The organism is Rhodoligotrophos defluvii (assembly GCF_005281615.1).
Classification (GTDB): Bacteria; Pseudomonadota; Alphaproteobacteria; order Rhizobiales; family Im1; genus Rhodoligotrophos; species Rhodoligotrophos defluvii.
This window is the reverse complement of the sequence record NZ_SZZM01000001.1, coordinates 280792-305050: the sequence shown is the minus strand read 5'-3', so window position 1 is coordinate 305050 and position 24259 is coordinate 280792. Positions and strand designations below refer to the sequence as shown.

Sequence of the window (24259 nt, the reverse complement as noted above, 5' to 3'; positions counted from 1 at the left end):
TCAAGCCTCTATTGGAGCTCATGGATGTTCCTGTGCCTATTTGGTCAGTGACAGCTAGAGTATCTGCAAAGCATCCTCTCTCAGGACAATTAAAGACAGATCCAGGTGAATGCCGCCTGAACCGCCGCAAGTGGTCACCGGTAGGTGCAGACCGGGTCCTGCTGCTGCAGGTAAATGCTCAAGCCGGTCGGACTGGAGAGGCCGGCGTTGCGATCGAACCCACCATAGCGGCGGTCGCAGAGCGACTCGGCAGAATTCTGCCACGGTTCGCTGCCCGGCAGCCACGGCTCGGGCCGAAATTCCCTCGGTACCAGCTGCTGCTTGAAGAGCGACTCCAGTGCATTGACGGGCGATGCGCATGCGCCGTCCGGCCCATGCCGCTCGCAGGGGGCTTCCGCGGCGCAGGCGGCCGCAAGGGTTCCGGCGAAGACGGCAATCGCGGCCAGGTTCGCAGAGACGCTTCTTTTCAAGTGGTTTGCGGTGATCATGGACGGCGTTGCGTATCAGCGATTGCGTGGCGCAACGTCCGGTGCCCAGGTGGGCAGCTCGTCCCGCAAGGTCGAGTTGAAATACGGCGGGAACCGGTTGACGTTGCCATGGCCGGGCGCGGCCTGTGGATCCCACGGCTCTACGCCCGGATTTCCGACGCCGAGCCGGAACAGTTCGAGCCAGCCCTGGTCTGTTGATCTCCACGGATAAGCCTGCGCCTCGCTGGCGCGAACACCATGGCCGGAGCCTCCCAGCGCCGTCAGCGCCAGAAGCATTGCCAGCATTCCCACACGACTCACGCGACCCATGACGCACCTGCATAGTTTAGCACGTGCGTTACATAACTTATGGTTGTGGCGTCGCGCTGGCCGCTTTGGCGCGATTCGATGGCGTCCCGGCTAGGCTTTGCGGATCACCGCGCGCTCCGTTACCACCTTGTCCATGGGAACATCGTGCGGCTGGGGATGAATGGTCTCGATTTGGAAGCGGCTGAAGGCCACTCCGATCGCTAATGGCTTCTCGCGGAACGAGGCCAGGGTCCGATCGAAATAGCCGCCGCCATAGCCGAGCCGGTAGCAGGCGCTGTCGAACGCCAGGCAGGGGGCGATCACGACGTTCGGCACCACGCTTGCCGTATCCGCCGGTATGGGAATGCCCAACACTCCCCGCGTGAGCTTGGCGGCAGGTGTCCACAGCCGGAAGCTTAGCGGCGCATGTCTCTGCGTCACCACCGGCGACGCCACCCGCACCCCCCGGTCCACCAACGCGACCATCCAGGGACGCAAGTCCGGCTCTCCCCGGAACGGGAAATAACCGCTGATGACCAGGCCGGGCACCGCTCCGGCCGCCTCGTCGAGCTGCGCAATGATGCCGCGTGTGAGCGCCGCGCGCTCATCCACGCTCATCCCCAGGCGGGCCGCCGCCATCCGCTCCCGCTCGGCCTTGCGCCAGGCGTCCACCTCATCCCAATCCAAAGCAGCCTCCCGAGCAAACCGCGCCGCCCGAGCCTTCACGGTGTTTTGACGGCGGAATTCTTGCGAAGATGAGATCTTTATGGCGCATCTCTTGCACGAGGATCCGACTGGGCCCAGAGTGCGGCCGATAAGGTGAGGGTGCATCGCTGGTCATGAATCCCCATGGACGAGCCGGATCCCGGTGGGCGGCACCCCTGCTGGCCTGCGCAATGATGGCAGCCGCGCTCTCCCCGCCAGCAGCGCGCGCCGAGGCGGTGCCCGTTGATGCGGCCCCCGTCACAAGACAGCCTCTGAGCGAAACGTTGCCCGCCGCCGGCGCCCTCGCGCCAAACGAAGCAGTCGTTATCCGCCCGCAGATCGATGGCCGCATCGCAGCGATCCATTTCGAGGAGGGCCACCGCGTCGAACAGGGCGCCCTGCTGTTTTCCCTGGACGATGTGCTCTACAAGGCCCAGCTCGACGAAGCAAAGGCCAATTTCGCCCTCGCCAAGCAGAACAGCGATCGTGCGACCCAGCTTCTGACCTCGCGCGCCGGCACGGAACGCGCCCGCGACGAAGCCCTGGCGCAGCTCCGTGTTGCGGAAGCGCGGGTCGCCATTGCCGAAAAGAACCTCAGCGAAACTCGCATATATGCGCCCTTTGCCGGCGAGGTCGGGCTGCGCACCGTCAGCGTCGGCGCCTATGTCAGCCGCGGTGACGATCTGGTGGAGCTGATTCAGACCGATCCGCTCAAGGTCACCTTTCAGCTGCCGGAAAGGGTGCTGCGTCATCTCGGCTTGGGGCAGCCGGTCGACGTGGCGGTCGATGCCCTGCCGGGAGACCGGTTCGCCGGAAAGGTCACGGTGATCGCACCCCAGGTGACATCCGCAGGCCGCTCGCTGCAACTGCGGGCGGAGATTCCCAATCGCGAGGGGCGCCTGAAGCCGGGGCTGTTCGCGCGGGTGAGCGTCACGGTCTCGCAACGGCAGGATGCTCTGTTCGTGCCCGAGACCGCGCTGGTGCCTAAGGGCAGCGATCAGTTCGTCTACCGGATCGTCGAGGGCCTCGCGCGGGAGACGAAGGTGGCTATTGGCGTCCGCCAAGCCGGTCTCGTGGAAGTGATGAGGGGCCTTCAGCCCTCGGACGTGGTGGTCACCGCAGGGCAGATGAAGCTGCGCGATGGCGATGCGGTCGAGATCGTCGGCGGGCCCGCATTCGCCAACCCGCAGCAGTCTGGCCCGGACAACACGGAGGACAGGACCGGCGCGCGCGCGGCGCCCCACGCCCCGAGCCGATCATGAAGCTGTCGGATACCTGCATCCATCGCCCCGTCTTCGCCACCGTGCTGAGCCTGGTGGTGGTGCTCCTCGGCCTCGTCAGCTACGACCGGCTGACAGTGCGGGAATATCCGAACATCGACAGCCCGGTGGTGAATGTGAGCACCACCTATCCCGGCGCCAGTGCCAGCATCATGGAGAGCCAGGTCACCCGGGTGCTGGAGGAAAGCCTCGCCGGCATCGAGGGCATCGACTACATGACCTCGGTGAGCCGGCAGGAGCGCAGCCACATCACCATCGTCTTCGACCTCGATCGCGATGCGGACAGCGCAGCCGCCGATGTTCGCGACCGGGTGAGCCGGGCCACGCGGCGCCTGCCCGAAGAGATCGAGACGCCCGTCATCCAGAAGGTCGAGGCCGACGCCCAGCCGGTCTTGTACCTTTCGTTTTCCAGCACCGCACATAACCGCCTTCAGCTCAGCGACTATGCCGATCGCTATGTGAAGGACCAGCTCCAGACCCTCTCCGGGGTGGCCGAGGTTCGCATATACGGCGAGCGGCGCTTCGCCATGCGCCTATGGCTCGATCCCATGCGGCTTGCCGGCTACAACCTCACCGTTCAGGATGTAGAAGACGCGCTGCGCCGGCAGAACGTGGATATCCCCGCCGGCCTGGTGGAGGGGCGCGACCGTGAGTTCACGGTGCTGTCGCGCACCAACCTGCAGACGGTCGAGCAGTTCGACAACCTCATCATTAAGCAGGCGGAAGGCTACTCGATCAGGCTCAAGGATGTGGGCCATGCCGAGCTGGCCGCGCACAGCGAGCGCATGTTCGCCCGCTATATCGGCAACAATGCCATCACCTTGGGGGTGGTGAAGCAGGCCACCGCCAACCCGCTCGACGTCTCGCGCGAGGTGCGTACCATCCTGCCGGAGATCGAAAGGGAGCTGCCCGCCGGCATGACGGTCAATATCGGCTATGACCGCTCGGTCTTCATCGAGAAGTCGATCGAGAACGTCTATCGCACCATCGCCGAAGCGATCGCGCTGGTGGTGCTGATCATCTTTTTCTTCCTCCGCTCCCTGCGCGCCACGATCATTCCGATCGTCACCATCCCGGTATCGCTGATCGGCACCTTCGCGCTGATGTTCTTCTTCGGCTTCACCATCAACACCCTCACGCTGCTGGCGCTCGTGCTGGCCATCGGCCTGGTGGTGGATGATGCGATCGTGATGCTCGAGAACATCTACCGCTATGTGGAGCAGGGCCTCTCCCCTGTGCAAGCCGCGCTGAAAGGATCCCGCGAGATCGCCTTTGCCGTCATCGCCATGACGCTGACTCTCGCGGCGGTCTACGTGCCGATCGGGTTCATGACCGGCAAGACCGGGCAGCTCTTCACCGAATTCGCCTGGGCGCTGGCCGGCGCCGTGCTCATCTCCGGCTTCGTGGCACTCACCCTGTCGCCGATGATGTGCGCGAAGCTCCTGCGCGCGGGGCACTCCGGCAACATTCTCTCCCGCGCGATCGAGCGCTTCCTTGATGCTATGACCAGCGGCTACCGCCGGCTGCTTGCGGTGGCGTTGTCCCAGCGGCTCCTGGTGGTGCTGATCGGTCTATGCGTCGCCGGCACCGGCGTCTTCTATTATACGCTGCTGCGGTCCGAGCTTGCGCCCTACGAGGACCAGGGTGCCATCATGGGCCGGATCGTCGGCCCCGAGGGGGCCACCATCGACTACATGGACAAGTACGCCCAGCAGCTGGAAGAGATCTATTCACGGGTTCCGGAGCGCCAGTCCTATTCGGTGATGGGCGGCTGGCCCACCGTCTCGTCCGGCAACTCGTTCATCGTGCTCAAGCCCTGGGAGGAGCGCGAGCGTACGGCCCGCGAGATCGCCCAGCAGCTGCGCGGCGAAATGCGGCGCGTGCCGGGCATCGACGTCTTTCCCGTGCTGCCGGCGCCGCTTGGCCAGCGCGGCGGCTCCAAGGCGGTGGAGATCGTCATCCAGACCACCGCCCCGTACGAGGAGCTGGATGAGATGGTGCGCCAGGTGCGCGATGCGGTGGCGGATTATCCCGGCTTGGTCAATGTCGAGTCGGACCTCGAACTCAACAAGCCGCAGGTCGAGGTCTCCCTGGACCGCGACAAGGCGGCCGATCTCGGCATCAATGTGGATACGGTCGGCCGCACGCTCGAGACCATGCTCGGCGGCCGCCAGGTCACCCGGTTCGAGCGCGAGGGCAAGCAGTACGACGTTCTGGTCCAGCTGGCCCGCTCCGACCGCTCGGCACCTCAGGACCTGGAGAATCTGTATGTGCGTAGCGCCCAGGGCGCCATGGTGCCTCTATCCAATATCGTGGAGGTGAAGGAGCGGGTCGCGCCGCGCGAGCTCAACCATTTCAACCAGCTGCGTTCGGCCACCTTGACCGCTAATCTCGGCGAGGGCGCGAGCCTCGGCGAGGCGCTCGCCAGGCTCGAGACCGCCATTCGCGACAAGCTGCCATCGACCGTCCGCATCGACTATTCCGGGCAGTCGCGGGACTTCAAGCAGGCCGGGGCCGAGATCTATCTCACCTTCGCGCTCGCGCTTCTGTTCATCTACCTCGTGCTTTCCGCGCAATTCGAGAGCTTCATCGACCCCTTCATCATCCTTCTGACCGTGCCGCTGTCGATCGCCGGTGGCCTGATCACCCTCTATTATGCCGGCGGCACGCTCAACATATACAGCCAGGTCGGCCTCGTGACTTTGATCGGCCTCATCTCCAAGCACGGCATCCTTATCGTCGAGTTCGCCAATCACCGGCGCGACGAGGGCCGGCCGGTTCGGGAGGCCGTGCTGGAGGCGGCAACCCTGCGTCTGCGCCCCATTCTCATGACCACCGGCGCCATGGTTCTGGGCGCGGTGCCGCTGGCCATTGCGACCGGAGCGGGCGCCGAGAGCCGCCACAGCATCGGCTGGGTCATCGTCGGCGGGATCTCGGTCGGCACCTTCTTCACGCTGTTCGTCATCCCTGCGGTCTATTCCCTCATCCGGCGTGACAAGCAGGCGCCCCTTGCGGTACAGATCCCGCATCAAGGCGCACTGGGCGAAACTCATCAGCCTGCCGAATAACACCGGTGGCGCAAATAACCGGGAGATCAGCAATGCAGGGACGCGACGTCGTCATCGTCAGCGCCGTACGGACGGCCATCGGCACCTTCGGCGGCAGCCTGAAATCGGTCCCGCCGACCGAGCTTGCCGCAACATGCGTGCGCGAAGCATTGGCGCGCGCCGCGGTCGCCCCGCGCGATGTCGGCCATGTGGTCTTCGGCAATGTGATCCACACCGAACCGAAGGACATGTATCTCGCACGGGTCGCGGCCATCGACGCCGAGATCCCGGTGGAGGTGCCGGCCATGACCCTCAACCGGCTGTGCGGCTCGGGTGCGCAGGCGATTGTCTCCGCCGCCCAGTCGATCATGCTGGGCGATGCCGACGTGGCGGTTGCCGGCGGGGCCGAGTCCATGAGTCGCGCGCCTTACACCCAGACCGGGGCGCGCTGGGGCGCCCGCATGGGCGACGTCGCGGTGGTCGATATGATGCTGGGCGCGCTGAATGACCCATTCGGCCATGGCCACATGGGCGTGACCGCCGAGAATGTCGCCCGCCGCTTCGGCATCTCCCGCGACGAGCAGGATGCCTTCGCGGCCGAAAGCCACCGCCGCGCCGCCCGCGCCATCAGCGAAGGCCGCTTCCGCGATCAAATCGTGCCGGTGGAGGTGAAGACCGGCCGCGAGAGCGTGCTCTTCGATACCGATGAGCACGTCCGCATGGATGCGTCCGTCGAAGGCATGGCCGGCCTGCGCCCTGTCTTCCAGAAGGACGGGACCGTAACCGCCGGCAATTCGTCCGGCATCAATGACGGCGCGGCTGCCCTGGTGCTCATGTCCGCCGATGCGGCCCGCGCCGCCGACGCGAAGCCGATGGCGCGGATCATCGGCTATGGCCATGCCGGGGTCGAGCCGTCCGAGATGGGCATCGGCCCGGTGCCCGCAGTGCGCAACCTGCTCAAGTCCACCGGCATGGCGGTCGAGGACTTCGATGTGATCGAATCGAACGAGGCCTTCGCCGCCCAGGCCTGCGCAGTATCCAAGGAGCTGAGCTTCCCGGCGGACAAGACCAATCCGAATGGCGGCGCCATCGCCCTTGGCCATCCCGTGGGAGCGAGTGGCGCCATCATCACCGTCAAGGCCCTCTACGAGCTGCAGCGGACCAACGGCCACTATGGACTCGTCACCATGTGCATTGGCGGCGGGCAGGGCATCGCCCTTGCCGTCGAGCGGATGCAGTAAGCGCAGGTCTCTATAGCCCGCGCTGCAGGCAGCCGAACGCAAGCACGAGATAGGCGGCCAGCAGGAGCCACACGACATTGGCGCTGATGTAGGGCAGCGGCGTGATTTTGCCGGCCATCGCCAGGCCGGCCAGAATGATGGAAATGAGGAAGGCGAGAAGGGAAGGCGGGTTCAGGTGCATCTGGTCCTCCGTTGCCCCGAGGACTCAACTCCGAACTCACGGCGCTCTACTTATGATTGTAGAACACCGCTGTCAAATCTGAAACAGGGCCGTCATGCCGTCCGCCTAGGCGCGCTGAGCCGGCATCCAGGGGCCACACGGCACAGGCGTTCCGCTTGGCCCTGGATTGCCGCGTCAAGCGCGGCAATGACGAGGGGGTGCGTGTTGAACTCATCGTCATGCCCGGCTCGACCGGGGCATCCAGGGGCCGCCGGCACAACCCGCCGTCCGGTCGCGAGCCCAGCAGACCGTCAGAGCGCCGCGGTCAGCATGATCTCCACATCGATCTTCGGATCGGCGAGCCGCGCCTCCACGCAGGCCCGTGCGGGGGTGTGGCCCTCTGGCACCCAGGCGTCCCACACGGCATTCATCTCGCCGAAATAGGCCATTTTCGATAGCCAGATCGTGACCTGCAGGATCTTCGTCTTATCCGTGCCTGCTTCGGCCAAGGCCTCGTCAATCTGGTTGAGGATGTCCCTGGTCTGCTCGGTCACCGATTTCCCGGCGGCCTCTTCAGCGATCTGGCCGGCCAGATAAACCGTGTTGCCGTGGATCACCACGTTCGACAGCCGGCGTTCCACGCCGAGACGCTTGATGGTCATTGAGCTACTCCCTGATTTGGATGGACAGCTGGAAAGGACGGGAATGTCGCCGCTGATCAGAACTCGACCTGGCGGCCCAATTCAACCACCCGGTTGCGCGGTAGCTGATAAAACTGGGTGGCGTCGCTGGCGACATTGAACAGAGCGATGAACAGGCGCGCCCGCCAGGCAGAAAGTTCCGGATGGCTCGATAGCATCAGCGTCTCGCGCGAGACGAAGAACGAGGTGTCCATCATGGACACCGACGTGCCCAGCGTGGTGCAGCGGCCGAGCGCCGCCGGGATGCTGGGCGTCTGCATGAAGCCGACATGCAGCACGACCCGGTGCATGCCCTGGCCGAGCGGCTCGTGCTCGATGGCCATGTGCTCGGGCACCGTCGGCACGCCCTCCGTGACCACGGTGAGCGTGATCGAGCGCTCATGCAACACCTTGTTGTGCTTCATGTTGTGCAGCAAGGCCGAGGGCGTTACGTCGGACCGGCGCGACAGGAACACTGCCGTACCGGGAACGCGGATGACGCGGCTGGTCTTCAGGCCGCGCACGAAGTCGACCAGAGGCAGGCTTTCCCGCACGATGCGCCGGTTGAGCGCCTGACGCCCGCGGCGCCAGGTGGACATGGTGGTGAAAGCCGCGATGCCGACGATGATCGGGAACCAGCCGCCGTCGCGGATCTTGGTGCTGTTCGCGGCCAGGAACGTGAAATCGACGAGGAACAGGATCGAGAAGAAGCCCGCGATCAGCACCGGCGGCCATTGCCACAGATTGATGGTGACCAGCATGAGGAGCACCGCGCTCACCAGCATGGCCGAGACCACCGCGATTCCATAGGCGGTGGCCAGTTTCTCCGAGGACTCGAAGCCCAGCACCACGATGATGACGGCCGCCATGAGCAGCCAGTTCACCGCCGGCAGATAGACCTGGCCCTGCTCGTGCGGGGACGTGTGGCGGATCTCCAGCCGCGGCAAGAGCTCCAGCTGCACCGCTTGCCGGGTTAGGGAGAACAGCCCGGAGATCAGCGCCTGGGAGGCGATGATGGTGGCGAACGTGGCGAGCGCCACCAGGAATGGCTGACCCCAGCTCGGCGCCAGGCTGAAGAATGGGTGGCTCAGGGCAGCTGGCTCGCGCAGCACCAGGGCTCCCTGGCCGAGATAGTTCAGGACGAGAGCCGGCCCGACCACTGCATACCACGCCAGCCGGACGGGCTTGCGGCCGAAATGGCCCATGTCTGCATAGAGTGCTTCAACGCCGGTCACCGCCAGCACGATGCCGCCAAGCGCGAGAAACGCCGGAACCGGGTGGTTCAGGAACAGCAGAACCGCATAATGCGGGCTGATGGCGCGGATGATCGAGGGAACCTGCGCGATCTGGATCAGGCCGAGCACGGCGAGCGTGGCGAACCACACGCACATGACCGGGCCAAACAGCCGGCCCACCCGCTCCGTGCCTCTGCTCTGGAAGGCGAACAGCCCCACCAGGATGGCGATGGCCACTGGCACCACCACATGGCTGAAAGCAGGCGCGATGATCTCGATGCCTTCCACCGCGCTGAGCACCGAGATGGCGGGGGTGATGATGCCATCCCCATAGAACAACGAGGCGCCGACCAGCGACAGGAGGAGAATGACCCAGCGCAGCCGCGACCCGGGGTTGCAGCGGGTGAGCAGTGAGCTGAGCGCCAGCACCCCGCCTTCGCCGTTGTTGTCCGCCCGCAGCAGCAAGGTCACATAGGTGACGGTGACCAGCAGAATGAGCGACCAGATCATCACCGAAAGCGCGCCGAGAACGGTATCTTCCGCGTAGGGCAGGCCGCTCATCTCGGAGAACACGATCCTCAGCGCATAGATCGGGCTGGTGCCGATATCGCCGAAGATGATGCCGATCGCGGCGAGGGTCAGAGCCGGCGTGCGGCTCGAGCCGATGCCGAAGCTGGGCATGGAGAAGCGCGTTCCCCGCAGCGCCGATGAGCGGGAAGCCTGATCCGATTCTGCCTCGGGGATCATCCTCTGTTGGGTCCTTCCGGCTCGATTTCGCGGGTGAGCTTGTAGACCGGCACCATCCCCGCCAGCCCGCGTATTTGATAGCGCCCCAGGCATTCGACCTCGAAGCCGGAGCCCAGAAGCTTGGCGGTCTCCTCGGTGAGGAGAATGCTCACCGTCTCCTGCTCGTTACAGGTCTTGCCGAGCTGCTCGAGCCTTTGGGCAAGGTTTACCACCTCGCCGACCACCGTGTAGTTGACCCGATCCGGCGCGCCGATATTGCCGACCAGCACCGGCCCCGAGCCGATACCGATCCTCAGGCGCATCGGCATTCCACCCTCCTGGACATTCTGCTCGGCCACCCGGCGCGCCACCAGCAGCGCCGTCCTGGCTGCCCGCTGGGCGTGGTCCGGCTGATGGGCTGGGGCGCCCCAGAACGCCATTACGCTATCGCCAATGTATTTATCGATCGTGCCTTCGGTCGCATCGATGCACGCGCCGAGCATGCCGAAGTGGTCATCCAGCACGCGCGCGATACCCCGCGCGCCCAGCTCGGCCGTGCGCTGGGTGAAGCCGGCGATGTCGGTGAACATCACGGTCACGTCCCGTATCTCGGGCGAGCCCACGGCGGCCCCTTCCTTCAGCAGCTGGTGCACCAGGGTCTTCGGAATGTAGAGCTCGAACCAGCGCAAGGCGGAGACCATGGCGTTGAATGCGGTGGCTGCGATATCCAGCTCCCGGAAGTCGCTGCGCGGCAAGGCCGGCACCTTCGCGAGATCCAGTCCACGCACTTTTTCCGCCGCCGCGGCAAGCGTCATGAGCGGCCGCCCCATGCCCCTTCCGATGAAGAAGGCGAGGATGACCGCGCCCAGCAGCAACGCCCCGGAAATGGCGGCGAGGTGCAGCAATCTCGCAAGCTCCGTTGCGCCCACCGCGCCGGGCACGTGCAGACCCACGATCCAGGGCGTCGCGCCATAGCCTTCGATCATCCTGTAGACGAAGACCTGCTCCGTACCGTCGACTTCCACCGTGTGGCCGGCATCGCCCGAGCCATCCAGCAGGTCCAGAGGCCGGCGCTGCCGGTTCCAGATTTCCGCCAGCACCGGGTCGCCGATCTCGCTGATGGTTGGCAGAGGATTGTCGCCCGAGCCCCGCTTGCTGCCGTCTTCCAACAGCGGATGCGCCAGCACCCGGTCGCGGCCGAACAAGATGAACGGTGTCGTGCCGCGATAGGCGACGTCGGAAATGTCCTTCGACAGATCTCGCGTGGCGACCACCAGCACCAGCGTGCCCCTGAACTCGTGGTCGACCACGACGGGCAGGTGATAGGCGAGCAATGTCCTCTCGAATGGCGCGGCCCAGACCGGCGGCAACCAGCCGGGCGTGGTCGTCTCGCGCAAGTCGCCGAGTTTGGCGGAGATTTCGGGCCGGTTGGCCCAGCGCTCGAACGTCACCTGGTTGCGCTCGTGTCCCACCCGAACCACGCTCAGGTCCTTGAACAGCATCATCATGCCGTAAACCTGAGGGGCACCGGCCAGGCCCGCCCGCAACCCAGTGGCAAGCTTCTGGTGATCATCGAGGGGCAGATCTCCCGTCTGCATCATCGTCTGGAGGAAGCGGCCGGTATTCTCTACCGGGTCGAGAAAGCTCTGAACCCGCTCTTCGCCCGCCTGCATCACCAGATAGATCTTGTCCCGCAGCAGCTGCGTCGTGTTTTCGACCGCCGCCTGAAAGCTCAACGCCAGCATGGAGCCAAGCGAGAGGAGCATCAGCAGTCCGAGCCCGATGCCGAAGACGGCCCCGAGCGGCAGACGGCCGCGCGCTCCTTTGCGGGAGGAATCACCTGTGCCGGTTGCAACAGCAGGGGAGGGTGGCTCACTCGACAATCCGGCAACCACCTGTCGCGATCGCAGTCATGAGCCGCGACCCTAAATTTGGGCCGAGACGATGTCAAAACCTATGATGCCGCTGCCACAAGGACCCGGACCCGGTGGGGCGCGTGCGCCGGATCGCCGCTCTGCAGTGCCTGGTGCCGCCCGCGCGCTTGCGGCATTGTGGAATGCGGCTGTTGCGATGATTGGACGTGGAGAACGCTCATGACGATCAAGCCCGGTGACGAACCCCTGGCCCGGCCGGCCAACCCGATCGATGCCCGTGCCCGCATCGGCCACGTCCATCTCAAGGTGGCCAATATCGACCGCGCTCTGGCCTTCTACTGCGGCGTGCTCGGCTTCGCCTTGACCCAGCGTTACGGCGAGCGGGCGGCCTTCGTCTCCGCTGGAGGCTATCACCACCATATCGGACTGAACACGTGGGAGAGCCTCGACGGCAGCCCGCCGCCCCGGGGCAGCACCGGTCTGTTTCACCTGGCCATCCTCTATCCCACCCGGGCGGCGCTGGCCGATGCGCTGAGGCGGCTGATCGCTGCGGGCATACCGCTGGACGGCGCCAGCGACCACGGGGTCAGCGAGGCGCTCTACCTGCGCGATCCCGACCAGAACGGCGTCGAACTCTATAGAGATAGGCCAGAGGCGGAATGGCCACGCGCCCCCGATGGCAGCCTCAACATGGTGACCGAGCCCCTTGACCTGCGCGACCTTCTGAAGGCTTGAGGGCGCTTCGATACCAGGGATGCTCACTCCCGTTGAGTGAGCGTGTGGTTGGCGCGCGCCAGCTGCCGCTCGCGCAGCACGATGGCAAGGCCCGCCGCAATGATGATCGCGGCGCCCACGAGCACGTTGACGGTCGGCACATCGCCGAACAGGACATAGCCGAACACCAGGCCCCAGAGCATCGAGAGGTAATCGAAGGGCGCAATCGTGGACGTGTCCGCATGCCGATAGCACTCGGTGAGCAGAATCTGGCCGATGCCCCCGAGCAAGCCGGCCAGCACGAGCAAAGTGGCTTCCCAGGGTGTCGGCCAGACCCAGCCGAACGGCAGGGTGAGCAAGGCCAGAAGCGATGAATTCACCGAGAAGTGCAGCACGATGGCCGGCGTCTTCTCGATGGTGATGAGCTTCCGCACCAGGATCACGGCCAGCGCAGCGAAGAACGATGACCCAAGCGCGCATATCGCGCCCAGTCCCGCACGAAACTCGAGCTGGCCCGACTGCAGCAGGGTCAGGCTGGGCCAGACCACGAGCACGATCCCGCCGAAGCCGATGATCACCGCGGCCCAGCGGAAGATGCGCACCCGCTCGCCGAGCATCACCACCGCGAGCACCACCGCGATCAGCGGTGAGGCATAGCCCAGCGCGAAGGCCTCCGGCAGCGGCAGCAGGCCGATGGCGATGAACCACGTTCCCATGGACGCGACACCGACCAGCCCGCGCGTCCAATGGCTGAAATAGTGGCGCGTGGTGAGCGCCGTCATCAGCTGTCGCCGATAGATCAGTACCGGCAGGATAGGCACCAGGGCAAAGAACGAGCGGAAGAACACCGCTTCACCGGCGGGGATGGTCGATGACACGGCCTTGATGCAGGAGATCATCGCCGTGAACATCACGGTCGACGCGATTTTGAGCAGAATGCCTCGGAGAGGGGACATCGAAGGGCGCAGGCCTCGGGCGGGGAGCCGGGCAAATGGAAGGTATTCGCGCCTAAGACAGGAACACGATCACAAGTGTCCTGTCGACCGCAATGATTGCATGGCAGCGTCCTGACCGACGCTGGCCACCGCCCTCATACAAACGGCTGGAAAAGAGGCGTCTATCCCCGCTTGACCAGCGCGGAAATGCTAGCGGCAAACGCTCTCGCCGGTCCCCGCGTGCGAAACCACCTCGCAGCCAGCCTGACGTTGCAGATCACCCTTCAGGCTCCGCTGCAAGCCTACGAACAGCGTGTCGGGTTCCTCTTTCCTGAAGTGGGCTCTGTAGACGTTCATGTTCTCCATGACCCGCTTCACGTAGTTGCGCGTTTCCGTATAGGGGATCATCTCGATCCAGTCGAGCAGGTCCACCTCGCCCTTGCGGGGATCGCCATGCTGCTCCATCCACCGATAGACCGGCGCCGGCCCCGCGTTATAGGCGGCGATCGCCAGCGCATAGACCCCATCGAACGTGTTCAGAAGCTCATGCAGCAGCGCGGAGCCGAGCTGCACGTTGTAGTCGGGATCGCTCACCAGCCGAGTGAGGTCATAGACCGTCTGGTAATTGCGGCTGAGACCTCGCGCCGTCTTCGGCATGATCTGCATCAGGCCGCGCGCGCCAGCATGACTCTCGGCCTTTGGGTTGAACTCGCTTTCCTGACGGATCACGCCGTAGATCAGGGCGATTTCCGGCTGTTCCGTAAGGGGCTCGTGGTGGAACACCGGAGCGGGAAACGCCTGCTGCCCGAGGTCGACGCCCTCGATGCTCACCGCCTTGGCCAGGCGCAGGGCGTAATGCGGCCAGCCCATGCGCGAGACCCAATGGACAAACGCGGCCTTCTGTTCGTTGGTCGTCGTCTGCCGCATCACGGCCTGCAGGAACATCGGCAGGACGTCGCTGCGGCCGGCGGCGGCGATCAGGCGCGTCGCGCGGAACAGATCGCTGTTCTCCAGCGAGACCAGGGCGTCGAGACGGGGATGGCCGCCATTCACGATGCTGTCGGGCACGCGGGGCCAGCCCAGACGATCGCGCGCCAACTGGCCATAGAAGGTGGTGGGATGCGCGCCTGCCCGCCGGTAATGCTTCAAGGCCTCGGCAGGCTGTCCCAACGCGTCGTAGCTGCGTCCCGCCCAATATTCACCTTGTGAGATGTTGACCGGCCGGGGATTGCCGGCCGCCAGCGCCTTGAAATGCGGCAGCGCCCGTTCCGGCTCCTTCAGGAACCGCAGAGCGATCCACCCGGACAGGAACTCGCCCTCCACGAAGGGAAGGCCGGCGTCGTTGCCGTGGCTGCTGGCGAGCTCATAGGCCTGGCGGTAGAGCTCCTCCCGCCTCTCGCCCAGGGCGTCGCGAACCAGGATCCGCTTTTCCTCCCACCAAGCTCCCGGATTGTCGTCCTTGCCTGTCCCCGGCTTGGCCGAAAGGGCAACTTTGCGCGCAAGCGCCTCCTTGTCGGTCAGCCGATAATAGCGCGTCAGCGCATAGCGCATGGGAAGCTGGTTCTTGGCGCTCTCCGGCAGCTTCTCGTAAAGCTTGAAGCCTTCCCGATGCCCCTTGGCGAGGCTGATGGCGGCCTTGGCGAACGTCTCGGCATTGCCATCGAGCCGCTTGGCGGCACGCAGCGCCCCGGGCAGATCCCGGTCATAGATCCGCTGGGCCAGGCGGGCCTTGTGCTCGTCGGCCGTCAGCACCGCGCCATAATCCTTGAGGACCTCGTCTTCCAGGGAAGCGGAAAGCTCCTCCTCCTGCCAAAGCGTCCGGACGAGATCGGTGGCTTCCCCCATGCGCCCAGCTTGTCTGAGGGCCGCAGCCAGGGCGAGCTTGCCGCTGACGGTGATTGGCGGCTCCAGCTCGAAATAGGCAAGTACCATCTCCGCCGGCCGCGGCCATTTTCGCAGGGAACGCTCTGCCTGGGCCCGCATGCGCTCGCTGGCCGGCCAGTCCGGATGTTTCGCCACGAAGGCGCTGATGCGGTCAAACGCGCTTTCATCGCCGGCGAACATGGTCTCGCGCCAGTCGAGCAATGCGGTGATCGCACTGTCATTTGCGATGCCGGCATAAACACGTGCGCTGTCGTAGTTGTCGCTGAGGATGTCACCCACAGCCTTGACCCGCGCGACCTCGGGCGTGATCTCCGCGGGACGGTAAATCGCAGGATTGAGCAGACGGACCTCGGCGGCCGGCTGAGCCGGAGCCGGACTCACACCGGCCGAGACCAGAATTCCCACTGCAATGCCGGCAACGACGCCACCATTACAAGCGCGGAGCAGACACGCGCGCAACACCATACTGACGAAACCCCCTCCTCGCGGACGGAAACCTCAGGAGCAAGCCCCAGCACTCCCGCTGCTGCCCGCTGCCGTGCCAAGTCGACCCAAGGTTATCGTAACATTAAAGCGATCAAAATGACAGGGCGCGTGCCTTAGTAGCGTAATTCGACTGAAATAGGGCAGCGGGCCCCAGCTACATCGAGAGATCCTGCGGCATGTTCAGCCCGATCAAGCCACTGCCGCGCAGGCGGGGCGAGATTTCTGCGGGAAAATAAACCCGATCATGCTCATGGCCGGGCAAGCGCATCCGCTCCAGCTTCTCGATCATTAATTCGTGTAGTCCCTGTTCCAGGATCGGATACCACAGCAGCAGGCGGGCATCGGGCCAGCGGGCAATCACCTTCTGAACGAAGCTGGCAACGGCGGCGTATTCCGCCTTCACCTCATAGCTCGGGTCGATGAAGAGAAAGCCGCTGCCTTGCCGGGGCGGCAGAAGGGCCAAGGCTGCATCCAGCCCATCCTGCCGCAGAACGCGAATGCCCGGGCCGGCGACGCTTTGCCGAAGCGCTGCGAACTCCTGCGGGTGGAGCTCCATCAGATGCAGATGGTCGATCGGCCGCAGGATCAGGCGCGCGATCATGGGCGATCCGGGATAGGCATTCGGGCCGTATGCCGCGCGCGTCATCCGGATTGCCCGCCGGTAAGGCTCAGGCAGTTTCGCGCCCTCGCGCAGCCGGGCGAGAATGCCGCGCTCCGCTTCTCCGGTTTTGCGCGCTTCGGGGCTGTTCAGGCTGTAAAGGCCGCGGCCGGCATGCGTTTCCACATAGGTGCAAGGCATCCGCTCACGCGCGACCTTATCGAGCATGCGGGCCAACGCGGCGTGCTTGTGAACATCCGCGGGGCCGCCCGCGTGATAGCCGTGCTGATAGGAAAGCATGGGCGCATGGACAAACAAGGAAGAGGCCCCACGCAGGGGCCCCCAGTTTCGGTCGGTTATTATAGCAAGCTGTGGGACGTTACGGAATTCGCCGCCACTCGCCGCCGCCCCCACCGCCACCACCCCTCATCGAGGGCCGGCTCATCTGCGGCATTGGCCGCGGTGTATCGAGCCGTGGCGCGGGCCGGTTGACCTGGGGCGGCGAGACGCGCGGCACCACCCGGACATCGCTGTTGCGGGGAACCCTCACCGCGGGCGACCGATCCGGCCGGTTGGGTCTTCCCATTCTGCTCGGCCGATCGGGCCGGTTTATCCCTGGCCTGACCGGCGGCCAGTCCGGACGGTTGGGCCTGTCCAGGCGGCTGGGTCTGTCGGGCTTTCCAGGCTTGCCGGGGCGATCCGGCCAATCCGGCCGGTCGGGCTTACCGGGTTTTCCGGGTCTCCCAGGCCTTCCCGGCTTCCCGGGATGATGATGCGGCGGCCGGTGATGCCACCGGTGCCGATGCTTGTACCACGGCCGATACCGGTAATAGTCGTACCAGTAGTCGTCGAAATAGAAGCCGATGACCGGAACGCCGATCACCCCGGCATAGTTCGGCAAGTAGACGGATCGGCCGCGATAGCTCGCCCAATTGAGGTAGTTGGCGGAAATCCAGCCGCGCTGGTTCCGCCAGGACGTATCGCACCACCGATAGCCGGCCGTGCAGCCGTGAATGGTGACCGGGCTGCCTTCCGGCACCGTCGCCACCCGGGGATAGTCGGTGCCAGGCCCCGCGCGCATATTGACCGTGCCGGTCGTGTAGCCATTGGCGGCGCGGGCTTCGTCGCCATGCGCAAACACCGCGAGCGCCGTCACGGCCATGAGGATGATGATCTTGAGTTTCATAAGCAGGCCTCCAGGGGTTCACCTGGCGGAAGAGAACGTGTTGCCAGTCGCATGATCTGCGGCCCATACCTTGAAAAACCAACGAACTTGGCCCATTGCGGGTTGCACAAGCCGAGATGTCGGCACAGCCCGCTGCCCTGGATGTGCCATTTGGGGATGCGCGAGGCGGGATCCTGTCGCCTCACGGTCTCAGTAGGGGCTGACACAGGGGCGGCGCCGGCCGTCGTACCCGACGAAGGTGTTGCTGCCGGGATCGTAGGACCGGTAACGGTTGAGACACCAGCGAACATGTGCATTGCCAACGCCATAGACCGGCGGAGGTGGCGGTACAGGGCGGCCGTAATAGACCGGCGGTGGCGGAGCTGGAATGACGACGGGCGGCCGCTCCCACCACGGCACGCGATAATAGTAGCCGCCATAGCGATATCGGTAGCCCGGGCGGGGATAGAGGTAGCGCGGCCCGAAGCGATAGGGGTCGTAATAGAACTGGACCAGCCTCAGGTCGGCCGAGGCCTTGGGTTCGATCGCGCCCATGTCACGGGTGAGGGCGCTTGCGGTGGCTACGGAAGCATTCGCCTCCGTCGCGGGCAGCCCACCGGCCATCGCAGCAGCCAGGCTGATGGCGAGCCATGTTGATTTCAGCATTCGGACGTTCCTTTGACGCAACCGGGAGGTTGCACGTCCGTGATAATGCTGCTGCAAGAATGAACGCATAATGAAGCCGGCCGGATGGTCGGCGCCCGCGCCTGTCTGGCCGGCTCAGCCTCGGTTCATACGTTCAGCAGGAAGTCGTTCTGGTTAATGCTGTCGCATCCCAACACCAGATAAGTGACGTCTGCTTCGAGGTCGTCATCGCCGTTATATTTTACGATCCAGTATTTTTTGTTCGGGTCGTCAGACCGATCGGGATCGACCAGGCGATGTCTCAAATCTGGCATCCCGTCGATTTGGTCGGCCGTATAGGCTTCATAGATCCACTCGTGCGGCCTCTCGAAGGTTGTCCCGCGCCGCACGGATTGGGGGCTTCCTTCTCCGAGAACTGCAAACTTGTCGACGCCCGTCTCCATCTCACCGACCGCGATCACGGCCCCGCTATAGCCGGCGAAATGGGCGATGACATCCGGGTTTTCACTCGCCAGGACATACTGCGTTTTGCTGGACGCGATGAATACGGTCGGCTTCGTATCCGTCTCGAGAGGCGCGGGCAGCGAACTCAAGGCCTGCGCATCCGCACCGAAGATCAGCACGGTGTTGGGGAGCTCGCGGGCCAGCAAGCCCGGCCGGTCGAGGTGCTCGGCGACATTCTCCATCATGGCAGGAATATCCTGCTCGAGGCGTTGCGCCAGGCTGGGCGGGGAATATTCGCTGCGAACCGGTTCATTCGCGCCGTTGGCGAGCAGGAAGTCGTTCGCGGTCAGGGCACCATCGGCGGTGCTCACTGTCATGTCGAACTCCGACTCGCCGTCACCGTCGACATCGTATTCGACGCGCCAGGTATTCTGCCGGTCGTGAAGCTTGTAAAAGGACCATTGTGCCGCCGTGCCCGTAAGGTAATAGCTCTCCACAGCCGTCTGCGCATGCGGCAAGCCGTCCATATCGAGCAGCGCAAGCTTGTCATAGCCGGGCTGGAAACCCGAGATCATCATGATGTCGTAGTCGAGCTCGCTCTCACCCGCCGCGATGACGAAAGTCTCGCGCTCCTCGGTCGCGGCGACCCGCAGCTGGGAATCCACCGCGATGAAAGTCCGCGGCTTGCCAGGTGTGGCTGACGAGAGGTCCGGTTCCTCGTCCGTGTCCCGATGATCCATCGCTCTCGGGCCGAAAACCAGCACACCGCCTTCATCTTCCATGACCTGCGGCAGCCGCGCGTCCTTGTAGAGCTGGATGTAGGTGCGAACCTGCCCTCGCATCTCGTCCAACTCGTCATAAGTGGGCGCCGACTGCCGAACATGCTCCGCCGCTCCCAGCAGAAAGTCGCCCTTGGTCAACGGCTTGAAGGGGGAGTGCACCCTGGCCCCATAATCAGCCTTGCGGTCTCCGTCCCGGTCATATTCCAGCCACCACTCGTTCGGAATGAGCAGCGACGGCGTGAACCGCCATTGGGCCGCGGTGCCCGTGAACTTGCCTTCGACCACCGATTGAGGCGCATTCAACCCATCGAGATCGAGCAGCGCGATCTTGTCCGTTCCCGCCTCGAAGCCGCGGACGATCATGCTGGATGTGGGCCCGCTCTCGCCCGCCGCGAGCAGGAAGACGTCCGGTCTGTCGGTGGCGTCGACCCGATAGATCCTGTCCATCAGGACGAAGATCCGTGGCTTTTCGGGACTGACGCTGGAAAGATCGGGGTAATGCGCGAACTCGGGCCGGCTGCTGCTGCTGGGTCCTAGAACCAGCACATGAGAGTCCGCCTCGGAGACCTGCGGGGCGCGCTCATGCTTGTAGAGGCCGATCGTCGTCCGAAGCTTTCCCTGGATCGCATCGAGGAAATCGTAGGTGAGGGCGCCCTCGGCGGAGAAGTGTGGCTTGTTGAGGAGGAAGTCGTCGGGCCCGATGGAGGCCGCATCGAGAACGGCGACGAACTCCGGTGCGCGGTCACCATCTGCATCATAGCCGACGGCCCACAGAATGGGGCTGGCCTCGGTTTTCGAGATTCGCTTGTAAGACCAGCACCCGGGCTCGCCGGTGAATCCATCGGGCGAGACGGTTTCCGCCACCTGGATGGGCGTATTGCTGATGGTCGTGAACTTGTCCTTTCCGGGCTCGAAACGATGCACGTCCTTGACGCCCTCGGCCTGGCCTGGGACATGCACGACATAATCGGTTCCAGGCGTGCCGAAAATGCTGTCATTGCCGCCCAGGCCCGCGAAGACATAGACCAGGTCCGGTGAGTATCTGCTCGGCGGAACGCTGAGCTCGTCTGCCTGGGCGGTCCCGATCACGAGACCTGTCTTGCCATGGGTGACGAGCAGGGGGTCGGTTTGCAGGGAATGGTGCGCAAGCATGCCGCGGACGAAGGAGAAGTCCGCTGTTGCTGGCTCGGATTGGCCGCTGTCGGCGTGACGCCGACCACGACCATGCTGGCCGCCCATGACAGGATCACGGTCGGACGGTTCGAGTGAAGATCTCATCCGGAATGGGCTCATGGAAGAAAGATAGGGACGACAGCACCGCTAGCCGTCTAGAGCATTTTCGAGCGAAGTGGATACCGGCTCGCGTGAAGAAAATGCGACCAAGCAAGACCTTGAGACGCGGTTGCGCGATTTGAAGAAAAGCGGAAACGCTTCCAGGCGGCGCCCCGGCGAAGCAGTGCGCATCGACGGGTACGCCGCCCTGCCGGTCAGATCATCTGCAGCATGTCGGTAGGCGATTGCACGCTTTGAGCTGAGGCCAGAGCGTGGAAGAAGGCCGCCGCATTCTCGTTGGTGACACGAGACGGTTCATCGGCCTCCTGAGCCGGCTCCAGAGCTTTGAAGAAGGCTGCCGCGTTCTCGTTGCTGATACGGAACCCTTCGGTGGGTTCCTGAGCCGCATTCAGAGCTTCGAAGAAGGCTGCCGCATTTTCGTTGGAGACTTCCGGCTGATCCTCGGGCTCTGCCTCTTCCTCCTCCATGCCGACATGGCTTTCCTTCCGGTTGATTTCAGCAGTTCTCTTGAGCCGCGCAAGCACCTCGTCCGCCTGCTGATCCTGCCCGGCCATGAAGATATGGGCCTCGTAGTCGAACAGCCCGTCCCGGTCCGAATCGACGTGAATGGACACGTGTCCGTCTTCCTCACGCCTTGTGTCCACCGTCGTGAGCTGGTGGCGGGGACCGGCGACCGCGGGCACCATGACCACGTCCTTCGTCCAGTCGAAATTCTTCAGCACGTCCTTGCCGCCCTTGTACGGCATGATGGTGTCGGCGGTCTCCGTCAGGGTGATGACGTTGATGCCGCCCTCGCCGAGATAGAGATTACCCTTCTTCGGGTCTCCCTCTGGGGCCTTCAGCTCGTCGTCTCCTGGCGTCCCCTCGACGACGTTGTAGACCTCCTTCAGCACTTCCTTCTGGCCGGGATTGAGGGGCAAATGAACCTTGTTCATCTCCGCGACCGCGACCGTGCTCACCAGCCGGTCCTCCAGCTCGGATGAAAAACCCGGGCGCGTGATGACGGTTACGCCGTTCTTTACGACCGGCTCCTCGGCGAGGGCAGGCACCTCGGGCTCCTGATGCCGCTTGAAGAAGTTCACGAAACCAGCCAAGGCGTCCTTGAGCTTGGTCGTGTGGTGGGCGGCCTCAGTAAAATAATCCGCCGCCTCCGAAAGTTTTTTGTCCTCATGCAGGGCCTGAAGTCGGCCGAAGCTTAAATTTCCTAATGGTCCGAATTTGAAAGACATCGTTTATTCTCGGTTTTGAATTGTGAAGATGGCTAACAACCTAAGTGTTCAGTTAAGGATACTGTACACTTGGAGGGCTAACCGGGGCCGAACCATCGTGTTTCAACAGGGCGAAGCGGGTGCGGAAAAGCGGCAATTCGAGGCCAAAAGCACAACCGCGTGGCCGGAGCGAGAAGGGACCCGCAACCACGAAATCCGCCGCGGCCGGCCGGCTCGCGTCGGAACTAGGGGACGATAAGGAAGGATGAGGGGATTATGAGCGGGCGCTGGCCATTGTGATGATGGCCAGCGCCCGGTGCCTACGCGAGGCAATCAGAACGTCAGGACTTCGTCGGTGCCGATTTGGCTTTCGGAGAAGTCGCTGCACCGTTCCGCTGTTCCAACGCACGCAGCATGTGAAGTACTTCGCGAACTTCCGGACTGACGACGGGCTCTCCTTCAGTAGCCTTTCGCGCCTCGTCGTCGGACGGGGGAAAACTATTCATTTGGACTGCTCCAGCAGGAACCGCAGAGTCTGGCACATCAAAGATTAAAGACGGTCTAATCTGCTCAGTCTGTATGATTCCTGAACGTCATGTTTGGTTCCCGGAGACTGGTATCCCCGCGAACCAGGGGCGCCCGAGATATTTCGGCTTGATGGCGAAATTAGGAACGCTGGCGTGTGGATTGGGCAACGCCGGCCTCTGGGATGACGGACTCACGCACTCGTGTGTGGCGAAGGTGAGACGCTCATTCTCCAATATGCGGGATGTCGTTTCATTTGGGAGAGAGGCGTCTTATGGTCTCATTGCACAGGAGCTCGCTTCGGGCGGCCGTCATGATCGCCCTTGCCACGGCGGTCTGGCTCTTCGTCACCGGTACCGGCTTTGCACAGGACAATCCCGCGGCCCAGCGTGAGAAGGCGATGGAGACCATCGGCGACCAACTGAAGGTATTGGTCCCGATAGCGCGCGGCGAGGCCGAGTTCGACGGCGCCAAGGTGAACGAGGCGGCCTCCACCATTCTTACCCAATTGAATCGCGCGGAAGGGCTGTTCCCGGAAGGCAGCGGTGGCGGCGAGACTCGGGCGCTTCCGGCAATTTGGGAGAAGCCTGATGAGTTCGCCGCAGCCTTGAACCGCGCCAAGGAGGCGGCTGCTGCGGTTGCCGAAGCCGGCAAGACGAATGATCAGGCTGCCTTCCAGGAAAGCTTCAAGGCGCTCGGCGCATCCTGCGCTGGTTGCCACCGGACCTTCCGCGCCCCCGAGAGCTGATCGGATTGCTGCGGATCCTCGCCATCGTTCTCGCCGTCGCTGTCGTGATCGTCGCGGCGCTCTATCTGCTGGCGCCGCAGCCCGCAGGGCTGGCCGCATCGGACCTTCCGCAGAACCATCGCCCGGACCCGGAGAACGGCCGGTTGGTCTATTTCGCCGCCGGCTGCATCTCCTGTCACGCCGGCAAGGATGGAGCGGCGGATAACACGGCTCTGCCGACTGGCGGCGAGGCCTTCGTCACGCCGGTTGGCACTTTCTATCCGCCCAATCTCACCCCTGATGCCGAAACCGGGATCGGCCGCTGGTCGGCCGCGGATCTGGCCAACGCCTTGATGCACGGCGTGGCGCCAGACGGCACTCTGCTCATGCCGGCGCTGCCCTATACCTCCTATCGCAATATGCAGCTTACCGATGTGGTCGACCTGCATGCCTATCTCATGCGCCTGCAGCCGGTGCGGAATGCGGTGCCGCCCCATGACGTGCCGGGGCTTGCCCTCATCCGCCCGCTGCTCGGCTGGTGGCAGAGCTTGGCCATGCGCGGCGAGCCGTTTCGCCCGGACCCGGCGCGGAGCGCCGCCTGGAACCGTGGCGCCTACCTGGTGCGGGGCCCCGGCCATTGCGGGGAATGCCACACTCCGCGTAACGGGCTGATGATCGCCGACAACGGCCGCTTTCTCGCCGGTGGGCCGCATCCCGAGGGAAGCGGCCGCGTGCCGAGCCTGCGCGGCCTGATCGAGCGCGGGGAATTCGCGAGCGTCGAGGACCTTGCCGATGCGCTGGAATATGGCGAGGCCTTCGGCTATGACGGCCTGTCGTCCGGCGGGATGGGCGAGGTCCAGGCCAACCTCTCCCAGCTGCCCCGGCAGGATCTAGAAGCGATTGCGGAATACGTCACCTCTCTGCCGCCGCTGTCGAACTGATACCATGTGGCCCTGGATGCGCCGGTAGAGCCGGCGCATGACGAATTCTATTGATGATCAGCTATTTATGTCATCACCGGGCTTGACCGGGGTGATCCAGGGGTCCCAGGGGGAAAGCCTGCGTCGTGCGGCCCTGGATGCCGGCTCAGCGCCTAGGCGCGGCCGCCATGACGGACTGGAGGCTGAAT

Annotated in this window: 20 protein-coding genes; 6 read left to right on the top strand and 14 right to left on the bottom strand. The window is 64.3% G+C overall.

Features of this window, described 5'->3' with window-relative positions:
* Positions 1-134: 134 nt before the first annotated feature.
* The 3 genes from E4P09_RS01395 to E4P09_RS01385 all read right to left on the bottom strand — a co-directional run bounded on the left by E4P09_RS01395 (position 135) and on the right by E4P09_RS01385 (position 1463).
* Positions 135-488: a hypothetical protein gene (locus tag E4P09_RS01395; RefSeq protein ID WP_137387805.1), complete on the bottom strand. Its 354-nt coding sequence runs from the start codon at positions 486-488 to the stop codon at positions 135-137.
* 15 nt (positions 489-503) lie between these two features.
* On the bottom strand, positions 504-773 hold the full coding sequence (locus tag E4P09_RS01390; RefSeq protein WP_137387804.1) for a hypothetical protein: 270 nt from the start codon (positions 771-773) through the stop codon (positions 504-506).
* A 114-nt stretch (positions 774-887) separates the two neighbouring features.
* The gene (locus E4P09_RS01385; RefSeq protein ID WP_239024990.1) at positions 888-1463 is read right to left on the bottom strand and encodes a 5-formyltetrahydrofolate cyclo-ligase; all 576 of its coding nucleotides are present in this window, start codon (positions 1461-1463) and stop codon (positions 888-890) included.
* Between the two features lie 209 nt (positions 1464-1672).
* Between E4P09_RS01385 and E4P09_RS01380 the strand changes: the two genes are divergently transcribed.
* The 3 genes from E4P09_RS01380 to E4P09_RS01370 are packed head-to-tail and all read left to right on the top strand — an operon-like array spanning position 1673 to position 7049.
* Positions 1673-2743: an efflux RND transporter periplasmic adaptor subunit gene (locus tag E4P09_RS01380; RefSeq protein WP_170984170.1), complete on the top strand. Its 1071-nt coding sequence runs from the start codon at positions 1673-1675 to the stop codon at positions 2741-2743.
* The gene (locus tag E4P09_RS01375) at positions 2740-5829 is read left to right on the top strand and encodes an efflux RND transporter permease subunit (protein ID WP_137387801.1); all 3090 of its coding nucleotides are present in this window, start codon (positions 2740-2742) and stop codon (positions 5827-5829) included. Before E4P09_RS01380 ends, E4P09_RS01375 begins: the two co-directional genes overlap by 4 nt.
* A 32-nt stretch (positions 5830-5861) precedes the next feature.
* Complete coding sequence (locus tag E4P09_RS01370; protein WP_137387800.1) at positions 5862-7049, top strand: acetyl-CoA C-acyltransferase family protein; 1188 nt, start codon at positions 5862-5864, stop codon at positions 7047-7049.
* Positions 7050-7059: 10 nt separating this feature from the next.
* Here E4P09_RS01370 and E4P09_RS25825 read toward each other — a convergent pair whose 3' ends face one another.
* From E4P09_RS25825 to E4P09_RS01355, 4 genes are all read right to left on the bottom strand, one after another.
* The gene (locus E4P09_RS25825; RefSeq protein ID WP_170984169.1) at positions 7060-7230 is read right to left on the bottom strand and encodes a hypothetical protein; all 171 of its coding nucleotides are present in this window, start codon (positions 7228-7230) and stop codon (positions 7060-7062) included.
* 290 nt (positions 7231-7520) lie between these two features.
* Positions 7521-7871: a RidA family protein gene (locus E4P09_RS01365; protein WP_137387799.1), complete on the bottom strand. Its 351-nt coding sequence runs from the start codon at positions 7869-7871 to the stop codon at positions 7521-7523.
* 56 nt (positions 7872-7927) lie between these two features.
* Positions 7928-9805: a KUP/HAK/KT family potassium transporter gene (locus E4P09_RS01360; RefSeq protein WP_137389191.1), complete on the bottom strand. Its 1878-nt coding sequence runs from the start codon at positions 9803-9805 to the stop codon at positions 7928-7930.
* A 62-nt stretch (positions 9806-9867) separates the two neighbouring features.
* The gene (locus tag E4P09_RS01355) at positions 9868-11733 is read right to left on the bottom strand and encodes an adenylate/guanylate cyclase domain-containing protein (RefSeq protein ID WP_137387798.1); all 1866 of its coding nucleotides are present in this window, start codon (positions 11731-11733) and stop codon (positions 9868-9870) included.
* 210 nt (positions 11734-11943) lie between these two features.
* Between E4P09_RS01355 and E4P09_RS01350 the strand changes: the two genes are divergently transcribed.
* Entirely contained in the window at positions 11944-12459 is a 516-nt protein-coding gene (locus tag E4P09_RS01350; RefSeq protein WP_137387797.1) for a VOC family protein, read from the top strand.
* Between the two features lie 23 nt (positions 12460-12482).
* On the opposite strand, the gene E4P09_RS01345 is transcribed toward E4P09_RS01350, so the two are convergent.
* The 7 genes from E4P09_RS01345 to E4P09_RS01315 form a co-directional block, all read right to left on the bottom strand.
* Complete coding sequence (locus E4P09_RS01345; protein ID WP_137387796.1) at positions 12483-13394, bottom strand: DMT family transporter; 912 nt, start codon at positions 13392-13394, stop codon at positions 12483-12485.
* A 189-nt stretch (positions 13395-13583) separates the two neighbouring features.
* Positions 13584-15722, bottom strand: coding sequence for a lytic transglycosylase domain-containing protein (locus tag E4P09_RS01340; RefSeq protein ID WP_137387795.1), 2139 nt, complete (start codon positions 15720-15722; stop codon positions 13584-13586).
* Positions 15723-15897: 175 nt separating this feature from the next.
* On the bottom strand, positions 15898-16641 hold the full coding sequence (rlmJ, locus tag E4P09_RS01335) for a 23S rRNA (adenine(2030)-N(6))-methyltransferase RlmJ (RefSeq protein ID WP_137387794.1): 744 nt from the start codon (positions 16639-16641) through the stop codon (positions 15898-15900).
* Positions 16642-16720: 79 nt separating this feature from the next.
* Positions 16721-17527, bottom strand: a complete 807-nt coding sequence (locus tag E4P09_RS01330) for an SH3 domain-containing protein (protein WP_137387793.1) — start codon at positions 17525-17527, stop codon at positions 16721-16723.
* A gap of 189 nt (positions 17528-17716) precedes the next feature.
* Positions 17717-18172 (bottom strand): BA14K family protein, encoded by a 456-nt coding sequence (locus E4P09_RS01325; RefSeq protein WP_137387792.1) that lies wholly within the window; start codon positions 18170-18172, stop codon positions 17717-17719.
* Between the two features lie 125 nt (positions 18173-18297).
* On the bottom strand, positions 18298-20655 hold the full coding sequence (locus tag E4P09_RS01320) for a hypothetical protein (RefSeq protein WP_137387791.1): 2358 nt from the start codon (positions 20653-20655) through the stop codon (positions 18298-18300).
* Positions 20656-20864: 209 nt separating this feature from the next.
* Positions 20865-21899: a hypothetical protein gene (locus tag E4P09_RS01315; RefSeq protein WP_137387790.1), complete on the bottom strand. Its 1035-nt coding sequence runs from the start codon at positions 21897-21899 to the stop codon at positions 20865-20867.
* A gap of 817 nt (positions 21900-22716) precedes the next feature.
* Here E4P09_RS01315 and E4P09_RS01310 point away from each other — a divergent pair.
* On the top strand, positions 22717-23151 hold the full coding sequence (locus E4P09_RS01310; RefSeq protein ID WP_170984168.1) for a c-type cytochrome: 435 nt from the start codon (positions 22717-22719) through the stop codon (positions 23149-23151).
* Positions 23152-23156: 5 nt separating this feature from the next.
* Positions 23157-24071, top strand: coding sequence for a c-type cytochrome (locus E4P09_RS01305; RefSeq protein ID WP_170984167.1), 915 nt, complete (start codon positions 23157-23159; stop codon positions 24069-24071).
* The last annotated feature ends 188 nt before the right edge of the window (positions 24072-24259 follow it).

What these genes read in the sequence shown, in the direction of transcription:
- E4P09_RS01395 (WP_137387805.1), bottom strand. Translation starts at nt 488, where the DNA reads ATGATCACCGCAAACCACTTGAAAAGAAGCGTCTCTGCGAACCTGGCC.
- E4P09_RS01390 (WP_137387804.1), bottom strand. Translation starts at nt 773, where the DNA reads ATGCTGGCAATGCTTCTGGCGCTGACGGCGCTGGGAGGCTCCGGCCAT.
- E4P09_RS01380 (WP_170984170.1), top strand. Translation starts at nt 1,673, where the DNA reads ATGATGGCAGCCGCGCTCTCCCCGCCAGCAGCGCGCGCCGAGGCGGTG.
- E4P09_RS01375 (WP_137387801.1), top strand. Translation starts at nt 2,740, where the DNA reads ATGAAGCTGTCGGATACCTGCATCCATCGCCCCGTCTTCGCCACCGTG.
- E4P09_RS01370 (WP_137387800.1), top strand. Translation starts at nt 5,862, where the DNA reads ATGCAGGGACGCGACGTCGTCATCGTCAGCGCCGTACGGACGGCCATC.
- E4P09_RS25825 (WP_170984169.1), bottom strand. Translation starts at nt 7,230, where the DNA reads ATGCACCTGAACCCGCCTTCCCTTCTCGCCTTCCTCATTTCCATCATT.
- E4P09_RS01365 (WP_137387799.1), bottom strand. Translation starts at nt 7,871, where the DNA reads ATGACCATCAAGCGTCTCGGCGTGGAACGCCGGCTGTCGAACGTGGTG.
- E4P09_RS01360 (WP_137389191.1), bottom strand. Translation starts at nt 9,805, where the DNA reads ATGCCCAGCTTCGGCATCGGCTCGAGCCGCACGCCGGCTCTGACCCTC.
- E4P09_RS01350 (WP_137387797.1), top strand. Translation starts at nt 11,944, where the DNA reads ATGACGATCAAGCCCGGTGACGAACCCCTGGCCCGGCCGGCCAACCCG.
- E4P09_RS01345 (WP_137387796.1), bottom strand. Translation starts at nt 13,394, where the DNA reads ATGTCCCCTCTCCGAGGCATTCTGCTCAAAATCGCGTCGACCGTGATG.
- E4P09_RS01340 (WP_137387795.1), bottom strand. Translation starts at nt 15,722, where the DNA reads ATGGTGTTGCGCGCGTGTCTGCTCCGCGCTTGTAATGGTGGCGTCGTT.
- rlmJ (WP_137387794.1), bottom strand. Translation starts at nt 16,641, where the DNA reads ATGCTTTCCTATCAGCACGGCTATCACGCGGGCGGCCCCGCGGATGTT.
- E4P09_RS01330 (WP_137387793.1), bottom strand. Translation starts at nt 17,527, where the DNA reads ATGAAACTCAAGATCATCATCCTCATGGCCGTGACGGCGCTCGCGGTG.
- E4P09_RS01325 (WP_137387792.1), bottom strand. Translation starts at nt 18,172, where the DNA reads ATGCTGAAATCAACATGGCTCGCCATCAGCCTGGCTGCTGCGATGGCC.
- E4P09_RS01320 (WP_137387791.1), bottom strand. Translation starts at nt 20,655, where the DNA reads ATGAGATCTTCACTCGAACCGTCCGACCGTGATCCTGTCATGGGCGGC.
- E4P09_RS01315 (WP_137387790.1), bottom strand. Translation starts at nt 21,899, where the DNA reads ATGTCTTTCAAATTCGGACCATTAGGAAATTTAAGCTTCGGCCGACTT.
- E4P09_RS01310 (WP_170984168.1), top strand. Translation starts at nt 22,717, where the DNA reads ATGATCGCCCTTGCCACGGCGGTCTGGCTCTTCGTCACCGGTACCGGC.